Origin of the sequence: Pseudomonas congelans (assembly GCF_900103225.1) — a bacterium.
In the GTDB taxonomy this organism is placed as follows: Bacteria; Pseudomonadota; Gammaproteobacteria; order Pseudomonadales; family Pseudomonadaceae; genus Aquipseudomonas; species Aquipseudomonas congelans.
Map to the genome: position 1 here is coordinate 46,056 of NZ_FNJH01000001.1, position 18,209 is coordinate 64,264.

An 18,209-nucleotide genomic window follows, 5' to 3' on the forward strand; every position below is an offset into this window, starting at 1 on the left:
TGCTAGCGTGGCGCAACCTGGCGGCGGACAGCTGCCTTACTGGCGGCTGTCCGGGTTCTACGTATGCTATTTCGCTCTGCTGGGCCTGTCGGCGCCCTTCATGGCCCTTTACCTTCACCATCTGGGTTTTTCCAGCGCACGGATCGGCGAGCTTGTCGCCATTCCCATGCTGATGCGCTGCGTCGCGCCCAATCTCTGGGGGTGGCTGGGTGATCACACCGGTTGGCGTCTGACCATTGTGCGGTCTGGCGCCATCTGCACCTTGTTGGCGTTTTCGCTGATTCTGGTCGAAAAAAGCTATGCCTGGCTGGCGATGGTCATGGCGCTCTATGCGTTCTTCTGGCACGCCATCCTGCCGCAGTTCGAAGTCATCACCCTTGCGCACCTGCAAGGCCAGACCGCGCGTTACAGCCAGATCCGGCTGTGGGGCTCGATCGGTTTCATTCTGGCCGTGGTGATGCTGGGGCGGGTGTTTGAATGGTTCAGTCTGGACCTGTTCCCTTACATTGCGCTGGCGATCATGTCCGGTATCGTTGTCAGCAGCTGGTGGGTGCCGAATGCGCATCCTGCACCGTCCAGCCGCGAAACCGGGTCCGGCGGTTTTCTCAGGCAGCTGGCGCGCCCCGGTGTGTTGGCGTTCTACCTCAGTGTCGCGCTGATGGTGCTCAGCCATGGCCCGTATTACACCTTTTTGACCCTGCACCTCGAAGCACTCGGTTACAGCCGCGGCCTGATCGGCCTGTTATGGGCGGTCGGCGTGGTGGCTGAGGTGCTGATGTTCATGGTCATGAGCCGGATTCTGCAGCGTTTCTCCGTGCGCCAGGTACTGTTCGCCAGCTTTCTCCTGGCCGCATTGCGCTGGCTGCTGCTGGGCCTGTTTGCCGATCACCTCACCGCGCTGCTGATTGCCCAGGTGATGCATGCTGCCACGTTCGGCAGCTTTCACGCCGCTGCCATTCATTTCGTGCAAAGTAGCTTCGGCCCACGTCAGCAAGGTCAGGGGCAGGCACTTTATGCAGCTTTGTCCGGCGTCGGCGGGGCGTTGGGCGCTCTGTATTCCGGTTACAGCTGGAACGCGCTGGGGCCGACCTGGACCTTTGCCATTGCCAGCCTTGCAGCCTTTGCCGCTGCCGTCATGATTGTCACACCCAAGAAAGAGGAAGGTGTATGAGCCGTGAACAATTGAGCCTGGAAATCATCGAGGCCGGGCGTTTTCTGTACGGCCGTGGCTGGTCGCCTGCCACCAGCAGCAATTATTCCGCGCGCCTGTCTGCCAGCGAGGCGCTGTTGACCGTATCCGGCAAGCACAAGGGCCAGTTGGGCCCTGACGATGTGCTGGCCACCGATCTGGCTGGCAACAGCCTGGAACCCGGTAAAAAGCCGTCTGCCGAAACCTTGCTGCATACCCAGTTGTACAGCTGCAGACCGCAGGTCGGCGCCGTGCTGCACACTCACTCGGTGAACGCTACCGTGTTGTCGAGGCTGACCACGGCCGATCATCTGGTGTTCGAGGATTACGAGCTGCAAAAGGCTTTTAGCGGCGTGGTCACTCATGAGTCGCAGGTCGTGGTGCCGATTTTCGACAACGATCAGGATATTGCCCGTCTCGCGGCAAAGGTGCAGCCTTGGCTGGACGCCCATCCCGAGTGCGCCGGCTACCTGATCCGCGGTCATGGCCTCTACACCTGGGGTGCGAAGATGAGCGACGCCTTGCGCCAGATCGAAGCGTTCGAGTTCCTGTTCGAGTGCGAACTGAAAATGCGCGCGGTCTTGAACCGCTGACAACGTCTTGTCAAACCAGTCTGTAAGCCTGACCGGCCTGTAAAAGCCGGAAGGCGTTGCACCAAACCGAGGATTCACGCATGAGCAGCCTGTCCGTTTATCACGTTTCAAGCCCTGATATACCCAACAAGGTGCTGACCCATCTGGAAGACATCGCGTCGACGCTGGCCGAGCATGGCGTGGCGTTCGACCGCTGGGAGGCCGCCACGCCGATCACTCCCGGTGCGAGTCAGGAAGAGGTGATCAGCGCCTATCGCACCCAGATCGACACGCTGATGACCGAGCGCGGTTATGTCACCGTGGACGTCATCAGTCTCAACAGCGATCACCCGCAAAAAGCCGAATTGCGCGCCAAGTTTCTTGAAGAGCACCGCCACGGCGAAGACGAGGTACGCTTTTTCGTCGCCGGGCGGGGCTTGTTCACCTTGCACATCGACGATTATGTGTACGCCGTGCTGTGCGAAAAGAACGATCTGATTTCCGTGCCGGCCGGCACGCGGCACTGGTTCGATATGGGCGAAAACCCGCACTTCGTTGCTATCCGCCTGTTCAATAATCCGGAAGGCTGGGTAGCAAATTTTACCGGTGAAGACATTGCCGGCCGTTTTCCACGGCTGGAAGACTGACAGGAGCCCGATTCTGATGCCCATCAAAGCTATCCTCACGGATATCGAAGGCACCACCAGTGCAGTGAGTTTCGTTTTCGACGTGTTGTTTCCGTTCGCCAGAAAGCACCTGCCCGGATTCGTTCGCCAAAATGCCGAGCAACCGGCCGTGGCGCAGCAGCTGCAGGCGGTGCGCGACCAAGCCGGTGAACCGGACGCCGATGTCGAGCGCGTCATTGCAGTCCTGCTGGAATGGATCGCCGAGGACCGCAAGGCCACACCGCTCAAGGCCCTGCAGGGTATGGTCTGGGAGCAGGGCTACAACGCCGGACAGCTCAAGGGCCACGTTTATCCGGATGCTGTGGATGCCTTGAAACACTGGCATCAACAGGGCTACCGGCTTTACGTTTATTCGTCGGGCTCGATTCAGGCTCAGCAACTGATTTTCGGCTGTTCCGAGGCGGGCGATCTGTCCGGTCTGTTCAGCGGTTATTTCGATACGACGTCCGGCCCCAAGCGCGAAGCGCAGTCCTACCAAACGATTGCCCAGGCAATGGACTGTCCTGCCGGTGACATTCTGTTCCTGTCGGATATCGTCGAAGAACTCGATGCTGCGCGGGTCGCCGGCATGGCCACCTGCGGTCTTGCGCGTGATGGCGGGGCACTTGCCGGGCACAGGCAGGTGGCCAGTTTTGCGCTTATTGATCCCGCTTCTTTCTAGAAGACTCCCGCCTGCTGTGCGCGGCATCGTCCTGATGCCGCTGCATTGAAATCTGCCTGCCGCAAGGCCTACCTACGCATTTGTAGGGTATTTCCTGCTTACGCGTGAGGTCTTGCCTGGTGGGAAGTGCGTTGAATCTGTTTGTTCTGTTCGCCGTTTTTCAACGTCATTATTCGTGTAAGTTTTGCGCCATCTTCACCGGGGTCACGGAAAACACCTGTACCGACTCCCGGGCGAACAAGGAGCGGCAGCGATGTGCAGTGCCATGACAGAAAGCGCGACCCGGGGCCTATTGATACAGCAGATGGTGAGCACGATTACCGAACTCGATGGACAGACAGCCATCGAAAATGCACTTGAGTGGTTAAGGCGCGAATGCAACAGCGAGCGCGCGATGTTCTTTCAGTTCAAGGGTCCGGTGTTGCTGACGTTCATCACTTCCAACGTCGACCATGCCTGGGGCGAGGCCTACCGCCAGCACGACTTGATCACACAGGACCCGGTGATCCGTTGTTATCGCAATCAATTGGGCTTCCTGAACTGGCAGGATGCGTTCAGACAATACCCGGTATCAGCCTTTTACGACGAGCTCGTCGACACCTGTGAACTGCTTCCGGCCATCTCCTATGGCTACACCAATCATTGCCGTGGCGCCGACAGCGTGACATCAGTCTGTACTCTGGGCGAAGTGGCGCGGACCATCAGCGCTGAACAAAAGTACCTCATGAGCAGTCTCATGCCGGTGCTGCACAGTGTCGCGCGGGGCCTGAAGTTCTCTTCACGCGGTCTGACCCATCGTGAGCTGGAAGTATTGCAGTGGGCCAGGGACGGAAAGACGGCCTGGGAGATCTCGATGATCCGCGATGTGTCGGAGTCGACGGTGAAGTATCACCTCAAGACCATCTACTCCAAGCTGGGCGTTGCCAACAGGGCACAGGCAGTTGGCGAAGCACTTTGTCGTGGTCTGATCAGGTAGCCGCCCTGCAAAACGCACGCAAAAAAAAGCCGCGAGAACAAAGTGTAATCGCGGCAAACAAGGGATGAGAGAGCGTACAGCGGGTGCCACCTACGAAGGTGGCGGGCAAATCAACGTGTGTGATACGTCGGCAGATCAAAACGGTGCTGGCTTTGCAGCATCGAGATCGCTGGCAGCTCGCTGGCTTGTGCAGCCAGGTCGCGGCGGATGGCGCTGATTACCCATTCCAGTTGAACCGGAGTGTGCAGCTGAGCATAAGAGACTGAGCGACGGATCTGCTTACCATCCTGGGTACGCAGTGACAACAGAACACCACCATCGGGACGCGGCTGAGTGGTGACGGTGTAGTCGGAGAATACGGAAGCGAATTTTTCTTGAATAAAAGTCATGTGAGGCGGCTCCATTGCTCATGGGATAACAAGCTTGCAAGTACTATTGCAGTGTCTGTGCCAGTCTCTCCCCTAAATTAACTCCTTTAAAATCAATAGCTTGGAATATCGTCTATTTTCAGGCTTCGTGCATTTTGCATGAACACCCTTCGTGCGCCCTGCATTTTGCCGTTTCCTGCACGATGGGGATCGGGCAGAAGGGGGATCGTATGGATTGCAGCCATCAAAAGCAGGCACTGCGCATCCGGATCGATGCTGATCGAACAGCTGGCGAGACTTGAGGTCAGTGTGTTTATCGATGCCGGGTCAACACATGTCCGGAGTACTGTGCGCCAAGGAGTAGTTAATGACCGATACAGATATCAGCGCTTCGAAAACCATGACTGAAGACGAAGCCGCCGAGTTCGCCGAGCAGGTATTCGATGTGGCTCGCCAGGGAAATGCAGTCATGCTGGAGCGCCTGCTTGAAAAGGGTCTGCCTGCAGATCTGCGCAACCATAAGGGCGATACGCTGCTGATGCTGGCCAGCTATCACTGCCACGCAGATGCCGTCCGTGTGCTGCTGAATCACAAGGCTGATCCTGAAATCCGCAACGATAATGGCCAGAGCCCCATTGCCGGCGCAGCGTTCAAGGGCGATCTGGCGGTGGTCAGGTTGCTGGTCGAGGCAGGTGCCGATATAGACGGTGCCTCTGCCGACGGCCGTACCGCATTGATGATGGCGGCGATGTTCAACCGCAACGAAATAGTCGACTACCTGATCAGTCAGGGCGCGGACCCGCATGCCACTGATGCCAAGGGCATCACTGCACTGGGCGCTGCTCAGGCAATGGGCGCGACCGTCACCATCGAACAGTTGACCAAAATGGGCGTGCAGCCTGCCCGGTCCTGATACCGAGTGGATTGACAGCAAGGCATGAACACATAGAGGCGCGATGGATTTACCGTTATCCTTCGCGCCTCTTTTTTGCCCGCTATCAGGATCGCCACCATGAAAGACTCACTGGTCGAATTAATCAGCAAAGTCAGCTCCGGCTGCATGGGCGACGATGAAATCGTGCATATCGCCGATGAAGCCGCGCAGGCGTATGCCGATCCGCAGGCATTTCTGGCGGCCAACCCTGATATCAACTACGACGATACATTCCCGATCCCGCTGGGCGAATGGGTAGTAGTGGGCAGTCTGCCGGAAACCGTGCTGTTCCAGGCCGACAGCTACATGGACCTGTTCGAGCAGATCGTTCAGTCGTTTGGCAAGGACGTGACCTTCAACATCAAGCCCAAACAACTGGCCAAGGTAGAACCGCTGGTCGCGCTCAATCGCATTCAGATTCAGTTGAGCAGCATGAACAAGGACATGGGCGGCTATGTGCTGATGAACTTCAGCCAGCCACTGGATGACGAGCTGCAAACGGTGCTGGTCTATGGCCGTGACGAAGCTCGCGTACTTGAGCTGGCGGCATCGGCCGGCATCCATGCCGCACCCGCACTGCAGGCACTGCGCGGTTAACCCAGCGCCGTATCGAGAAACATCATTACCGCAAAGCCGCCCATCAGGCCCAGGGTTGCCGAGGTCTGATGGCCATTGCGGTGGGTTTCCGGGATGACTTCATGGGATACCACGAAGATCATCGCGCCTGCCGCCAGCCCCATGCTCAGCGGGTAGGCGATGGCAAAGCCGCTGGAGATGCCCAAGCCCACCAGTGAGCCCAGTGGCTCCATGAGGCCGGAACCGATCGCCACCAGCATTGCCTTGAAGGCCGACAGGCCGGTCGCGCGCAGGGCCAGCGCGATGGCCAGACCTTCGGGAATGTCCTGAATGGCGATGGCCGTGGTCAATGGCAGACCGACATTCATGTCGCCGCTGGCGAAACTGACGCCAATCGCCATGCCCTCAGGCAGGTTATGCAGGGTGATCGCCAGCACAAACAGCCAGACCCGACTGATTCGGTCCGAATGAGGCCCCTGGCGGCCTACGCTTTCATGTTCGTGAGGGGTGAACCTGTCCAGCCCCAGCATCAGCAGCACACCCAGCCCGAGACCGGCAACAACCGTCGCAGCTGCCCACGGGCCGCTGTCGGTAATGTCCCGGGCGGCTTCCAGGCCTGGAAGAATCAGCGAGAACGAGCTGGCCGCCAGCATCATCCCCGCGGCAAACCCGAGCATGATGTCCTGAGCGCGTTGCGAAACATTGCGCAGGGCAACCGCCATCACCGCGCCTAGCGCCGTCGCCAGAAAACCAGCGATACCGCCCAGCAGGGCGTGATTGAAGTTGACCTGACTGGTGCCGTAGAAGGCGTTGTAAAGACTGATGCCACCGAGGCCGACGACGATCAGCAGGGCGAGGGCGAAGCCCAGGCTCACCAGCGGGCTGCCCTGAAGCTGGTTTAACCAGTTCGCCCAAGGCGTTCGGGATTGTGCGGGCGTAGGCATTAATAGAGCTACCTTTGTAAAGAGGGGAGACGATAGTGACTGAAATGCAAAGTCGACCCCGCTTGGGAGCCCGAGAATATAAGGTTGGTTCAACGGAACCCCCGAACGGCGCTACTATCCTAGGAGGGTAAGCATTCATTTTAGGGGCAACACCATGGGTTCTAGCTTCAACGGCCTGGTCGGCTTGATCATTCTGGCGCTCGATATCTGGGCCATCATCAACGTATTGAAAAGCGGTGCCGAAACTGGCAAGAAAATCCTCTGGGTATTGCTGATCGTACTGCTTCCTGTGGTGGGCCTTATCATCTGGGCAATCCTGGGGCCGCGTGGCAACGTACGCATGTGATACGTCCACACGCTGGGCAAACAACGCTTGATTACCCTGGGTAATCAGGCGTTTTTCGTTTCATGCACAGGGCACTGGCAGCAGCGGTGACGCACTGAACTGCCATAGAGGTTCGACCTGTCATGTTCCTCGACGTAGAATGCGCGCCTTTGTTGTGGGCGGTCGGCCGTCCTGTCATCAGTACCCAGCGGGAGCTTACCCATGAGCGATTATCAGGAAACGTTATACGAAGGCTACGGCCAGCGCTTTCGTATGGAAAAAATGCTTCACGAAGTACGTACCGATCACCAGCACCTGGTGATCTTCCAGAACCCGCGCATGGGCCGTGTCATGGCGCTGGACGGCGTCATCCAGACCACCGAAGCGGACGAGTTCATCTACCACGAAATGCTCACCCATGTGCCGATTCTGGCGCACGGCGCAGCCAAACGTGTGCTGATCATCGGCGGCGGCGACGGCGGCATGCTGCGTGAGGTCGCCAAGCACATGAGCGTCGAACACATCACCATGGTCGAGATCGATGCGACTGTGGTCGAGATGTGCAAGGAGTATCTGCCCAATCATTCCAGCGGTGCCTTCGACGATTCGCGTCTGAACCTGGTCATTGACGACGGCATGCGCTTCGTCGCGACCACCGAAGAGAAGTTCGACGTGATCATTTCCGACTCCACCGATCCGATCGGCCCGGGTGAAGTCCTGTTCTCGGAAAACTTTTATCAGGCCTGCCATCGCTGCCTCAACGAAGGCGGCATTCTGGTCACCCAGAACGGCACGCCTTTCATGCAGTTGAGCGGTGTGCAGACCACAGCCGGGCGCATGAACGGTCTGTTCGCCGACTGGCATTTCTATCACGCAGCGATCCCGACCTACATCGGCGGAGCAATGACTTTCGCCTGGGGTTCGACCGATAAGCGCTATCGCAAACTGCCGCTGGAAACCCTGCGTCAGCGTTTTTCGGGCAGCGGTATTGTTACGCGTTATTACAATCCGGAAGTCCACATCGGCGCGTTCGCCTTGCCGCAGTACGTTCTGCAGGCCGTGGGCAAGGCCAGCAACGACTGATGAGCCGGTCCGGCTTCTCGGAGCCGGATTTTCTCGAGCGTCGCCTGCAAGGCTTTATAAGCGCGTAATTCGCGACAGAAATTTCACACGTTCTGTCACAAAATTGCGCGCGAAGCTGAACAGGCAAGCGTCTTCATCGGCTGACCTGGCCCCTGGCGACCCGCAATCAAGTAATATCTGCGCCCTGTCGCGCGCCGTCTCCCTCAAGAGGAGGGCGGCACTGCACTCTGAACCTACCCCTGAATCCACCGGATCCTGACAACCATGGCCAAAACGGACGCCCAGATTCATCGGCAAGCCCGCCTGCAAAACCCCACTGTCAAATCGCATCTGGCTTACATCCTGCTCAGCGGCTTCGCCCTGATGGTGATGTACACGCTTCTGCGTATCGGTCTGCTGGTCTACAACCGCGAGATGATTGGCGACACGCCAGCCTCGACGTTCCTTGAAGCACTGTTCAACGGCACGCGCTTCGACCTGCGCCTGACCATGTACCTGCTCATTCCGCTGGTGCTGTCGCTGTTCAGCGCACGCGCCATGGCGGCACGCGGGTTCTTCCGTTTCTGGCTGACTCTGGTCGGCAGCATCACGCTGTTCTTCGGCCTGATGGAAATGGACTTCTACCGTGAGTTTCACCAGCGCCTGAACGGCCTGGTGTTTCAATACGTCAAGGAAGACCCGAAGACTGTTCTGAGCATGCTCTGGTACGGTTTTCCGGTGGTCCGCTACCTGCTGGCATGGGCAGTGGTGACCTGGCTGCTGAGCCTGGTGTTCAAGGGCATTGACCGTGCAACCCGTCCACGTGTCGCTGCAAAAACCAGCCCGGAGGCTACTCGCTCCGTTGCGCCGTGGTATGTGCGCGCCGGTGTGTTCGTTCTGGTATTACTGGTCATGGTGGTCTGCATCCGTGGCACTCTGCGTCAGGGCCCGCCGCTGCGCTGGGGCGACGCTTACACCACCGAGTCCAATTTCGCCAACCAGTTGGGCCTGAACGGCACACTGACGCTGATCACTGCGGCCAAGAGCCGTATGTCCGAAGACCGCGACAACATCTGGAAAGCCACGCTGCCACAGGCCGAGGCCCAGCAGACGGTGCGCGACATGCTGCTGACGCCGAACGACAAGCTGGTCGAACCGGATATCGCGGCTGTGCGTCGCGATTTCACGCCGCCGGCAGAGAACACCTTGCCGATCCGCAACGTGGTCGTGATCCTGATGGAAAGCTTCGCCGGTCACTCGGTGGGCGCCTTGGGCAACGATGCCAACATCACGCCGTACTTCGACAAGTTGTCCAAGGAAGGCCTGTTGTTCGATCACTTCTTCTCCAACGGTACTCACACCCACCAGGGTATGTTCGCCACCATGGCGTGCTTCCCGAACCTGCCGGGCTTCGAGTACCTGATGCAGACGCCGGAAGGCAGCCACAAGCTGTCGGGTCTTCCGCAGTTGCTGAGTACGGGTCGCAACTACGATGATGTCTACGTCTATAACGGCAACTTTGCCTGGGACAACCAGTCGGGTTTCTTCAGCAACCAGGGCATGACCAACTTCGTCGGTCGTGAAGACTTCGTCAATCCGGTGTTCTCCGATCCGACCTGGGGCGTTTCCGACCAGGACATGTTCGACCGTGGCGCGCAGGAGCTCAAGGCCCGTCAGGACGGCAAGCCGTTCTATGCCTTGCTGCAAACCCTGTCCAACCACACGCCGTATGCGCTGCCAGATCCTTTGCCGGTCGAGCGTGTGACCGGGCACGGCTCGCTGGACGAGCATTTGACCGCCATGCGTTATGCCGATTGGGCGCTGGGCCAGTTCTTCGAGAAGGCCAAAAAAGAGCCTTACTTCAAGAACACTCTGTTCGTGGTGCTGGGCGACCATGGCTTCGGTAACGACAAGCAGCTGACTGAAATGGACCTGGGCCGTTTCAACGTGCCTCTGCTGCTGATCGGCCCTGGTGTGCAGGAGAAGTTCGGTCAGCGCAGCAGCATCGTGGGTACGCAGGTCGACGTGGTGCCGACCATCATGGGTCGTCTGGGTGGCCTGAACCGCAACCAGTGCTGGGGCCGCGATCTGCTGAACCTGCCTGAGGGTGACAAGGGCTTCGGTGTGATCAAGCCATCGGGCAGTGAGCAGGTGGTCGCTATCATCAGCGGTAACCGTATCCTGATCGAACCGACCGAGATGCCTGCCAAGCTGTTGACCTACACCCTCGGCGCCAAGCCGCATGCCGAAGAAGTGCCTGATGCGCCCGACACGCAGGAGCTCAAGCGCAAGCTGGAAAGCTTCCTGCAGACGGCTACCAAGAGCCTTCTGGACAACACGGCCGGTGTAGAGGCCAGCAAGAACCGCAACTGATGACGACTGACTCGTCCGGCTGACCGGCGAGCCGGATCAGTCAAGCGACAAGGGCCCTCGGCATTGACTGCGAGGGTCTTTTTTTTTGCCCGGCATGGCTGGCTCTTCGGCGTAATTGGTTGAACGAATACGCGGGCCAAAAGGTCCAGATTACATAAGCCAGAGTGCCTGGCTTCGTACGGGAGGCATTGATGAAACAGTGGGCCATTTTGTATCTGGACAAGGATGGTGTGCAGCAACGCCGCGAGGCTGGTTTTGATGAGCGTCCCAGCGAGGAGGAGGCCGCGCGCTTCCTGCGCAAGGACCTTTACCCGGTCACCGACGAGCTGAATCTGAATGATCTTGATGGGCGCACCGAGGAGCCTACCGTGAAGACGCTCAAGGACCATAACAGTGTGCGGATCATTTCCATTACAGAAGTCGCCTGATCTGCGCTGATCAAAAACCTTTTCGTGGCAACCACTTGGCATCCGGCCCACGATGGGGCTACTCTGCAGATGAGGCTGTTCAGGCAGCCTCTGACATCTCGATACCCGACCGGTGCCAAGCCTGGTCCGGTCAGCTACATGCTTGATTCCCCGCGTCGGATTATCTGTCGTGAGGTGGCCTCCGAGGACTCGGCGGTCGCTCTGGAAGAGTTGAAACTCTATCTATCGTTGCATAGGAGGACGTTTCATGAGCACAGCCTATCAAGAGGACATCAGCAGTAACGTACTGCGCCGCATGAAGGAAGGCGGTTTTGATTTCGCGCGAATCTATCCCATCGAGTTCTACGCCATCTTCCCGGATGAGGAGCGGGCACGGCAGGCCGCAGAGCAATTTCGCGGCGAATCCCTCAACACCCAGGTAAACGTACGTGATGACGGCAATTGGCACCTGCAATTGAGCAAAGTCATGTACGCGACTTATGACGGCATTGGTGACTTCGAGCAGGACTTCCAGACGGTCATTTCACCTATGGACGGCGAAGTCGAGGGATGGGGCGTTACTCAGGAGATCAGAAGACTGCACGCTTGATGGCTGCGGATTGTCAGGCAATACACTACCGGCTGATTCGGGATACGTTCCGGATCGGCCGGTTCTGTTTTCGCTGACCGTTCCTGAACGGTGGTCAAAAAAAAGCCACTCAAACGAGTGGCGCAAAGGGAAGTCTGTTTAAAATCCGCAAGCGTTTTTGGCATGCTGGACAAAATATCGATTTGGGCAAAAGCGGCGTTTGGTGCCCTGTTTGCTCGGTTGCTGTGGAGTGTGGCGAACTAATGTCGTTGGCGGAAATCAACTCTGACTATGCTGATCATAGATTTCACGGTTGAATGACGCTTCCGAATGAGGCGCGAAAGAATTGGCTTGGGCGTTTAGTGCACAGGAATGGTGCGTAGAGCGTCGAGTGTTTACCTAACCTTTTGAAATCAAAGCGTTTATGCCGGTGGCACGGGCTTTGCGATGGTCTTGGTGTCCATGGTGACAAGGAGTACGGCATGATCCGCACCTTTTATGACGAGATGTACGATGCGGGCGGCGTAGTCCGTCCGCACTATCGGGAGTTTGCCCGCTGGCTGGGCGATACGCCTCCCGAGCTTTTGGCTCAACGCAGGCGCGAAGCCGATCTGCTGTTTCACCGTGCCGGGATCACGTTCACGCTGTATGGTGATGAGCAGGGCACCGAGCGGCTTATCCCTTTCGACACCATCCCGCGCAGCATCCCGGCCAGCGAATGGCGGGTTGTCGAGCGCGGCTGCATTCAGCGCGTCAAGGCGCTGAACATGTTTCTGGCAGATCTGTATCACGACCAGCGGATTATCAAGGCCGGAATAATTCCCGCCGAACAGGTGCTGGCCAACGAGCAGTATCAGTTGGCAATGCAAGGCCTGAATCTGCACCGCGATCTGTACTCGCACATTTCCGGCGTCGATCTGGTGCGCGACGGTGACGGCACCTATTACGTGCTGGAAGACAATCTGCGCACCCCGAGCGGCGTGAGCTACATGCTCGAAGACCGCAAGATGATGATGCGCCTGTTTCCGGAGCTGTTCTCCGCGCAGCGCATTGCACCGATCGACCACTACCCGAATCTGTTGCTCGACACGCTCAAGAGTTCCAGCCATCTGGACAACCCGAGTGTCGTGGTGCTGACGCCTGGCCGCTTCAACAGCGCCTTTTTCGAGCATGCGTTTCTGGCTCGCGAGATGGGCGTCGAACTGGTGGAAGGTGCCGACCTGTTTGTTCGCGATGACCGTGTGTTCATGCGCACCACTGACGGTCCGAAAGCCGTTGACGTGATCTACCGTCGTCTCGATGACGCGTTTCTGGATCCGCTGGCCTTCAACCCCGATTCGATGCTGGGCGTCCCTGGGCTGCTGGCGGCCTATCGATCCGGCAACGTGGTCCTGGCCAATGCCATCGGTACCGGTGTCGCGGATGACAAGTCGGTTTACCCCTACGTCACCGACATGATTCGCTTCTATCTGGATGAAGAGCCGATTCTCAAGAATGTGCCGACCTGGCAGTGCCGCAAGCCGGAAGAACTGTCGCATGTGCTGGCAAACCTCGGCGACCTTGTCGTCAAGGAAACCCAGGGCTCCGGTGGCTACGGCATGCTGGTCGGTCCCGCAGCGACCGCCGCCGAGATCGAAGCCTTCCGGGCGCGCCTCAAGGCCAAGCCGCACGCGTACATCGCCCAACCCACCTTGTGCCTGTCGACCTGTCCGACCTTTGTCGAGAACGGCATAGCCCCGCGACATATCGATTTGCGCCCGTTTGTTCTGTCCGGTCGTGAAACCCGCGTTGTGCCTGGCGGGCTTACCCGAGTGGCCTTGCGTGAAGGTTCACTGGTGGTCAATTCGTCACAGGGTGGCGGAACCAAAGACACCTGGGTGGTCGAGGATTAAGGATGCCTGCCAATGTTAAGTAGAACTGCCTCTGATCTTTTCTGGATGTCGCGTTACCTGGAGCGAGCGGAGAACCTCGCCCGAATGCTGGACGTGAGCTATTCGCTGTCGCTGATGCCGCAGGACGGGCGGGGCGACGGGCTGGATGAAATAGCCATGCCGTTGCTGATCACCGGAACGCTGGAAACCTATATCGAGCGTCATGGCGAGCTGCATGCCGAACGCATGCTGCATTTCTTTGCTCTGGACGCCACCAACCCGGCCAGTATCTACAGCTGCCTTGGCGCAGCAAGGGTCAGTGCGCATGCGGTGCGCGGGCGCATTACCGCGGACATGTGGGAGAACATCAATTCCACCTGGCTGGAGATTCGCGGTATCGCCCAACAGGGGCTGACCCGCTATGGCATGAGCCGCTTTTGCGAGTGGGTCAAGGAGCGTTCGCACCTGTTCCGTGGCGCCACCTACGGCACCATCATGCGCAACGACGCGTTCCGCTTCATCCGTCTGGGCACTTTCATCGAGCGCGCCGACAACACCATGCGCATGCTCGATGCCCGCTATGAAATGCTTGAATTGCGCGGGCCACAGGCCAATGCTGCGGCAGACAACTCGGCGGCCGGTTATTACCAGTGGAGCGCCTTGCTGCGCGCACTGTCCTCGTTCGAGGCTTACACTGAGGTCTATCGGGATGCGCCAGGCGCGCGTCAGGTTGCCGAGCTGTTGCTGCTGCGTGCCGACATTCCGCGCTCGCTACGCGCGTGTCTGGAAGAGATGGACGTCATTCTGGCCAGCCTGCCCGGCGTCAATGGTCGACCCGCACAGCGCATGGCTGCCGAGATGGACGCGAGATTGCGCTACACCAGCATCGACGAGATTCTGGATGAAGGCCTGCACGAGTGGTTGAACGAATTCATTCCGATGCTGGCCCAACTGGGTGATGCCATTCACACTTCGTACCTGGAGGCTGCATGAGACTTTCGATAAGCCATGAGACCACCTATCACTACGATGACCAGGTGCGTTCGAGTATCCAGTATCTGCGCCTGACGCCTCACGACAGTGAACGTCAGCAAGTGCTCAGCTGGCAGCTGACGTTGCCACGGCCGGTGCGTGCGCAGATCGACCCCTTTGGCAATATTCTGCATGTCCTGAGCCTGGAAGAGCCGCACGAAGCCATCATCATCGGCGCGCGCGGGCAGGTGGAAATCGACGAAACCCGTGAGGCCGAGCACGAAAGCCAGTCTGCGTTGCCGTTTTTGCGCGTTACACGACTGACCGAGCCTGACGAAGCGATTCGCAGCTTTGCGGCCATGGAGTGTCGCAAGCGGGCTGACCGCACCGGGTTGATCGACCTGATGCAGGCGCTCAATCAGCACATGACCTACACCCAGGGCGCGACCGAAGTGGACACCAGTGCCGCGCAGGCCTTCGCCGGACGCTCGGGCGTGTGTCAGGACCATACCCACGCGTTTCTCGCCTGTGCCCGCAGCCTTGGGGTGCCGGCTCGTTATGTCTCAGGTTATCTGTGCAGCGAAGACAGCGAACACCTGTCCAGCCACGCCTGGGCCGAGGCCTGGATAGACGACGCCTGGTACAGTTTTGATGTGACCAATCAGTTGGCCATCCCCGAGCGCCATTTGAAACTGGCGGTAGGGCTGGACTATCTGGACGCCTGCCCGGTGCGCGGCATGCGCCGCGGCGGCGGATCCGAGCAGATGCATGCCAAGGTTGTGGTATCGCCCATGACCGGCACGCCGAAAGTGAAAACCCGCGTGCAGGTCCAGACGCAGCATCAATAACCTTTACGCTCACGCTTTGCGTCATGAAATGGCCGGGCTCAACTGCCTGGCCGTTGCTTATTCGGCGGGATCGTCGGTGATGTCGTAGAGCGCGTTGTGCAGCTCTTCATAGTTACCGCCATTGATAACGCTGAAGTAGCCCGCAGACCTGAGCTTTTCCTGGGCCCTGTCGGCCTTGCTGTCCGTACTGCTGAAAATGACGAACACGGCATTGCGGTCGTTGAGCACCTGTTTCATCTGATTGACCAGCCGTCGCTCATCGACGCGTACGGCGTTCAGCACCGTGCCTGCGTCATAGTCGGTCTGGCTACGCACATCCATCGCCAGCTTGCCTTCCTTCAGCGCAGTCACGGCCGCAGCCTGATCGACTACCCCCGCGTGTGCTGCGAAACTGCTGACAAGTGCACAAGCAGCAATCCATTGGCGCATAAACTCCACCTCCCTCAGTGCGAATGGAAAGAGTGGCACAGTTGATCGTTGTTCGAAAGCGCGTGGATCAGCCAAACAATCGATTCAGGTTAGGCACGATCAATAACAGCGCAGTGGTGAAAAGGATCAATCCCGCCTGACGTACTTTGGAGTGCTTGAACTTGAACATGGCTGACCGCCTTTTGTTGTTATTCCTGAGCGACAAAAGCAGGCCCGATCTGCAAGACAGATAATCGACTGCTGGCAAGGTTGCGCATTGAACAGGTGAGCCCGGTCATTCGACCGCTGGCCCGAGCGCTGAAAGGATTTTGCGCATTTCCTGTTACAGATATAACCATAGAGCCGAGGCGCCCTGTAGTTTAGAACTGTTGGGAATCTAAAACTGTTTATCTAGACTTGAACGCTATTAACGGGAGTGGCACTGAATGCACAGGCCTTTTCTAGACGCTTCGTCAGTGACCATCAGCGTTGCACCGTTCGTCCGGGGCAGATTTTTCCTACACCGAATAAACGTCTGAAACAGGCCGGAGTGCTGCTTGATTTGCCAAGGTCTTCAAGGCAGGCTCTGCCGGTGCGCTACTGCCTCATTACCGCTTCAGGGTCTCTTTTATGTCTTTACGCATCTGTATTCTGGAAACCGACAATCTGCGACCTGAACTGGTCGAGCAATATCATGGGTATGGGCGGATGTTCGAATTACTCTTCGCTCGTCAGCCCCTCGCCGCAGAGCTGACGGTCTACAACGTGGTGCAAGGGGACTACCCACCTGCAGACGAGCAGTTCGATGCTTACCTGGTGACTGGCAGCAAGGCCGACTCATTTGGCACCGACCCGTGGATTCAGACCCTGAAGGTCTATCTGCTGGAGCTGTATCAGCGCGGCGAAAAACTGTTGGGTATCTGCTTCGGTCACCAGTTGCTGGCCTTGCTGCTGGGCGGCAAAACCGAGCGTGCCGTGCAGGGCTGGGGCGTCGGGATTCACCATTACCAACTGGCTTCCGCCAGGCCGTGGATGACGCCGGCGATGGACAAGCTCACGCTGTTGATCAGTCATCAGGATCAGGTCACTGCGCTGCCCGAGAACGCTACGGTGATTGCGTCCAGCGAGTTCTGCCCGTTTGCCGCCTACCATATCAATGATCAGGTGCTGTGTTTCCAGGGGCATCCCGAGTTCATCCATGACTTTTCCCGCACCTTGCTCGACCTTCGTCAGGAAGCGCTGGGCGAGCAGATTTACAAGCAGGGTGTCGCGAGCCTGGACCACGACCATCATGGCGCGACGGTGGCGGAGTGGATGATGCGCTTTGTGGCACACAAACCGGATAACCAGTCCGTCTGACCTGGCGCATGGCTCATCGTCATGCGCTCGCCGGACTGTTTGAATGGGAATGGGCTGACGGAGTTATAGCCAGCCGGAGCGTTTGAAGCTGGCGAACAGCGCCGTACACCCGCCCAGAATGACACCCAGTACGATGAAGTAGCCGTGTTCCCACTTGAGTTCGGGCATGTTCTCGAAATTCATGCCGTAGATGCCGGCAATGGCCGTCGGGAACGCCAGAATCGCTGCCCATCCGGCAAACTTGCGTTGCACGATGCTTTGCCGCGAAGACTCCAGCAGCAGGCCGATTTCGATGGTCTGGCTGGCGATGTCACACAGGTTGCCCAGGTCTTCCATCTGGCGCTTGACGTGAATTTCGACATCGCGAAAGTAGGGACGCATGTTCTTGTCGATGAACGGAAAACTGAGTCTCTGCAACTCTTCGCCCACTTCCACCATTGGTGCCACGTAGCGGCGCATGCGTAACAGGTCGCGGCGCAGGGCGTGAATGTGCTGGATATCGGACTCGCGCAACGAACCACCGATGACACTCTGCTCCAGTTGCTCGAGCTCGGCGTGAATGGCTTCGGTCACCGGCTGATAGTTCTCGGTCACGAAGTCCAGAAGCGCGTAGAGCACGAAGTCTTCGCCGTGCTCCAGCAGCAGTGGTCTGGCCTCGCAGCGCTGACGCACCAGTCCGTAGGACTTGGAGTGACCGTTGCGCGAGGTGATGATATAGCCCTTGCCGGCGAAGATATGGGTTTCGATGAACAGCAGCTTGCCGTTGTCGCGCACGGGGGCGTACGTCACGATGAACAGCGCATCGCCAAAGGTTTCCAGCTTCGGACGGCTATGAACCTCCAGCGCGTCTTCAAGGGCCAGCTCATGCAGGTTGAACTGCTCCTTGAGGCTGGTCAGCTCCGCGTTGGTGGGCTGCTCCAGTCCTATCCAGACGAAATGATCGGGCTTGGCTGCCCAGGCAGCGCCCTCATCGAGGGTGATATCACGGACTTTTTTACCCTTGCTGTACACCGCTGCTGCAACAACTCGGCCCATGGCGCTATCGCTTCTTCAATTTGTCAGTGGCGCAAAAACATGCGCGGTCGCTGA

Annotated in this window: 20 protein-coding genes; 16 read left to right on the forward strand and 4 right to left on the reverse strand. The window is 58.3% G+C overall.

Features of this window, described 5'->3' with window-relative positions; all coding sequences use genetic code 11:
• Positions 1-7 precede the first annotated feature (7 nt).
• The 5 genes from BLR20_RS00225 (at position 8) to BLR20_RS00245 (ending at position 4,084) form a co-directional block, all read left to right on the forward strand.
• Entirely contained in the window at positions 8-1,171 is a 1,164-nt protein-coding gene (locus BLR20_RS00225; protein WP_010427091.1) for an MFS transporter, read from the forward strand.
• Complete coding sequence (locus BLR20_RS00230) at positions 1,168-1,782, forward strand: methylthioribulose 1-phosphate dehydratase (RefSeq protein ID WP_003371534.1); 615 nt, start codon at positions 1,168-1,170, stop codon at positions 1,780-1,782. The genes BLR20_RS00225 and BLR20_RS00230 overlap by 4 nt, the downstream gene beginning before the upstream one ends.
• Before the next feature lie 80 nt (positions 1,783-1,862).
• Positions 1,863-2,408, forward strand: coding sequence for a 1,2-dihydroxy-3-keto-5-methylthiopentene dioxygenase (locus tag BLR20_RS00235; RefSeq protein ID WP_024682752.1), 546 nt, complete (start codon positions 1,863-1,865; stop codon positions 2,406-2,408).
• A 16-nt stretch (positions 2,409-2,424) separates the two neighbouring features.
• On the forward strand, positions 2,425-3,108 hold the full coding sequence (gene mtnC, locus BLR20_RS00240; RefSeq protein WP_054993721.1) for an acireductone synthase: 684 nt from the start codon (positions 2,425-2,427) through the stop codon (positions 3,106-3,108).
• A 253-nt stretch (positions 3,109-3,361) separates the two neighbouring features.
• Positions 3,362-4,084 carry a helix-turn-helix transcriptional regulator gene (locus tag BLR20_RS00245; protein WP_054993720.1) on the forward strand — a complete coding sequence of 241 codons (723 nt, stop codon included), beginning with the start codon at positions 3,362-3,364 and terminating at the stop codon, positions 4,082-4,084.
• A gap of 110 nt (positions 4,085-4,194) precedes the next feature.
• On the opposite strand, the gene BLR20_RS00250 is transcribed toward BLR20_RS00245, so the two are convergent.
• A complete protein-coding gene (locus BLR20_RS00250; protein ID WP_003315128.1) occupies positions 4,195-4,473 on the reverse strand; it encodes a DUF3509 domain-containing protein in 279 nt (92 codons plus the stop codon).
• 346 nt (positions 4,474-4,819) lie between these two features.
• Here BLR20_RS00250 and BLR20_RS00255 point away from each other — a divergent pair, with 346 nt between their 5' ends.
• Positions 4,820-5,365: an ankyrin repeat domain-containing protein gene (locus BLR20_RS00255; RefSeq protein ID WP_010427083.1), complete on the forward strand. Its 546-nt coding sequence runs from the start codon at positions 4,820-4,822 to the stop codon at positions 5,363-5,365.
• A gap of 99 nt (positions 5,366-5,464) precedes the next feature.
• Positions 5,465-5,983, forward strand: a complete 519-nt coding sequence (locus BLR20_RS00260; RefSeq protein WP_010427081.1) for a hypothetical protein — start codon at positions 5,465-5,467, stop codon at positions 5,981-5,983.
• On the opposite strand, the gene BLR20_RS00265 is transcribed toward BLR20_RS00260, so the two are convergent.
• On the reverse strand, positions 5,980-6,906 hold the full coding sequence (locus BLR20_RS00265) for a ZIP family metal transporter (RefSeq protein WP_010427078.1): 927 nt from the start codon (positions 6,904-6,906) through the stop codon (positions 5,980-5,982). The genes BLR20_RS00260 and BLR20_RS00265 overlap by 4 nt on opposite strands.
• 154 nt (positions 6,907-7,060) lie before the next feature.
• On the opposite strand from BLR20_RS00265, the gene BLR20_RS00270 reads away from it, so the two are divergent.
• The 8 genes from BLR20_RS00270 to BLR20_RS00305 all read left to right on the forward strand — a co-directional run bounded on the left by BLR20_RS00270 (position 7,061) and on the right by BLR20_RS00305 (position 15,353).
• Entirely contained in the window at positions 7,061-7,252 is a 192-nt protein-coding gene (locus BLR20_RS00270) for a PLDc N-terminal domain-containing protein (protein WP_003315122.1), read from the forward strand.
• A 201-nt stretch (positions 7,253-7,453) separates the two neighbouring features.
• The gene (gene speE / locus BLR20_RS00275) at positions 7,454-8,314 is read left to right on the forward strand and encodes a polyamine aminopropyltransferase (protein WP_010427075.1); all 861 of its coding nucleotides are present in this window, start codon (positions 7,454-7,456) and stop codon (positions 8,312-8,314) included.
• Between the two features lie 264 nt (positions 8,315-8,578).
• Positions 8,579-10,666 carry an LTA synthase family protein gene (locus BLR20_RS00280; protein ID WP_010427073.1) on the forward strand — a complete coding sequence of 696 codons (2,088 nt, stop codon included), beginning with the start codon at positions 8,579-8,581 and terminating at the stop codon, positions 10,664-10,666.
• 191 nt (positions 10,667-10,857) lie between these two features.
• Positions 10,858-11,094: a hypothetical protein gene (locus tag BLR20_RS00285; RefSeq protein WP_010427071.1), complete on the forward strand. Its 237-nt coding sequence runs from the start codon at positions 10,858-10,860 to the stop codon at positions 11,092-11,094.
• 247 nt (positions 11,095-11,341) lie between these two features.
• Positions 11,342-11,683 (forward strand): ribonuclease E inhibitor RraB, encoded by a 342-nt coding sequence (locus BLR20_RS00290; RefSeq protein ID WP_010427069.1) that lies wholly within the window; start codon positions 11,342-11,344, stop codon positions 11,681-11,683.
• A gap of 461 nt (positions 11,684-12,144) precedes the next feature.
• Positions 12,145-13,554 carry a circularly permuted type 2 ATP-grasp protein gene (locus BLR20_RS00295; protein WP_002552858.1) on the forward strand — a complete coding sequence of 470 codons (1,410 nt, stop codon included), beginning with the start codon at positions 12,145-12,147 and terminating at the stop codon, positions 13,552-13,554.
• Between the two features lie 12 nt (positions 13,555-13,566).
• Entirely contained in the window at positions 13,567-14,526 is a 960-nt protein-coding gene (locus tag BLR20_RS00300) for an alpha-E domain-containing protein (protein ID WP_010427066.1), read from the forward strand.
• Positions 14,523-15,353, forward strand: a complete 831-nt coding sequence (locus tag BLR20_RS00305) for a transglutaminase family protein (protein WP_003371560.1) — start codon at positions 14,523-14,525, stop codon at positions 15,351-15,353. Before BLR20_RS00300 ends, BLR20_RS00305 begins: the two co-directional genes overlap by 4 nt.
• Before the next feature lie 57 nt (positions 15,354-15,410).
• Here the strand turns inward: BLR20_RS00305 and BLR20_RS00310 are convergent, their stop codons facing one another.
• Entirely contained in the window at positions 15,411-15,782 is a 372-nt protein-coding gene (locus BLR20_RS00310; RefSeq protein ID WP_032611396.1) for a rhodanese-like domain-containing protein, read from the reverse strand.
• Between the two features lie 609 nt (positions 15,783-16,391).
• Between BLR20_RS00310 and BLR20_RS00315 the strand changes: the two genes are divergently transcribed.
• A complete protein-coding gene (locus BLR20_RS00315; protein ID WP_054993719.1) occupies positions 16,392-17,120 on the forward strand; it encodes an amidotransferase in 729 nt (242 codons plus the stop codon).
• Between the two features lie 63 nt (positions 17,121-17,183).
• Here the strand turns inward: BLR20_RS00315 and BLR20_RS00320 are convergent, their stop codons facing one another.
• The gene (locus BLR20_RS00320) at positions 17,184-18,155 is read right to left on the reverse strand and encodes a magnesium and cobalt transport protein CorA (RefSeq protein ID WP_032611400.1); all 972 of its coding nucleotides are present in this window, start codon (positions 18,153-18,155) and stop codon (positions 17,184-17,186) included.
• Positions 18,156-18,209: the final 54 nt, after the last annotated feature.

Bases quoted from the DNA above. Each gene is read 5' to 3' on its own strand.
- BLR20_RS00290 (WP_010427069.1), top strand. From the start codon at position 11,342: ATGAGCACAGCCTATCAAGAGGACATCAGCAGTAACGTACTGCGCCGC.
- BLR20_RS00280 (WP_010427073.1), top strand. From the start codon at position 8,579: ATGGCCAAAACGGACGCCCAGATTCATCGGCAAGCCCGCCTGCAAAAC.
- BLR20_RS00305 (WP_003371560.1), top strand. From the start codon at position 14,523: ATGAGACTTTCGATAAGCCATGAGACCACCTATCACTACGATGACCAG.
- BLR20_RS00295 (WP_002552858.1), top strand. From the start codon at position 12,145: ATGATCCGCACCTTTTATGACGAGATGTACGATGCGGGCGGCGTAGTC.
- BLR20_RS00260 (WP_010427081.1), top strand. From the start codon at position 5,465: ATGAAAGACTCACTGGTCGAATTAATCAGCAAAGTCAGCTCCGGCTGC.
- BLR20_RS00300 (WP_010427066.1), top strand. From the start codon at position 13,567: ATGTTAAGTAGAACTGCCTCTGATCTTTTCTGGATGTCGCGTTACCTG.
- BLR20_RS00255 (WP_010427083.1), top strand. From the start codon at position 4,820: ATGACCGATACAGATATCAGCGCTTCGAAAACCATGACTGAAGACGAA.
- mtnC (WP_054993721.1), top strand. From the start codon at position 2,425: ATGCCCATCAAAGCTATCCTCACGGATATCGAAGGCACCACCAGTGCA.
- BLR20_RS00315 (WP_054993719.1), top strand. From the start codon at position 16,392: ATGTCTTTACGCATCTGTATTCTGGAAACCGACAATCTGCGACCTGAA.
- BLR20_RS00265 (WP_010427078.1), bottom strand. From the start codon at position 6,906: ATGCCTACGCCCGCACAATCCCGAACGCCTTGGGCGAACTGGTTAAAC.
- speE (WP_010427075.1), top strand. From the start codon at position 7,454: ATGAGCGATTATCAGGAAACGTTATACGAAGGCTACGGCCAGCGCTTT.
- BLR20_RS00285 (WP_010427071.1), top strand. From the start codon at position 10,858: ATGAAACAGTGGGCCATTTTGTATCTGGACAAGGATGGTGTGCAGCAA.
- BLR20_RS00235 (WP_024682752.1), top strand. From the start codon at position 1,863: ATGAGCAGCCTGTCCGTTTATCACGTTTCAAGCCCTGATATACCCAAC.
- BLR20_RS00310 (WP_032611396.1), bottom strand. From the start codon at position 15,782: ATGCGCCAATGGATTGCTGCTTGTGCACTTGTCAGCAGTTTCGCAGCA.
- BLR20_RS00245 (WP_054993720.1), top strand. From the start codon at position 3,362: ATGTGCAGTGCCATGACAGAAAGCGCGACCCGGGGCCTATTGATACAG.
- BLR20_RS00270 (WP_003315122.1), top strand. From the start codon at position 7,061: ATGGGTTCTAGCTTCAACGGCCTGGTCGGCTTGATCATTCTGGCGCTC.
- BLR20_RS00320 (WP_032611400.1), bottom strand. From the start codon at position 18,155: ATGGGCCGAGTTGTTGCAGCAGCGGTGTACAGCAAGGGTAAAAAAGTC.
- BLR20_RS00250 (WP_003315128.1), bottom strand. From the start codon at position 4,473: ATGACTTTTATTCAAGAAAAATTCGCTTCCGTATTCTCCGACTACACC.
- BLR20_RS00230 (WP_003371534.1), top strand. From the start codon at position 1,168: ATGAGCCGTGAACAATTGAGCCTGGAAATCATCGAGGCCGGGCGTTTT.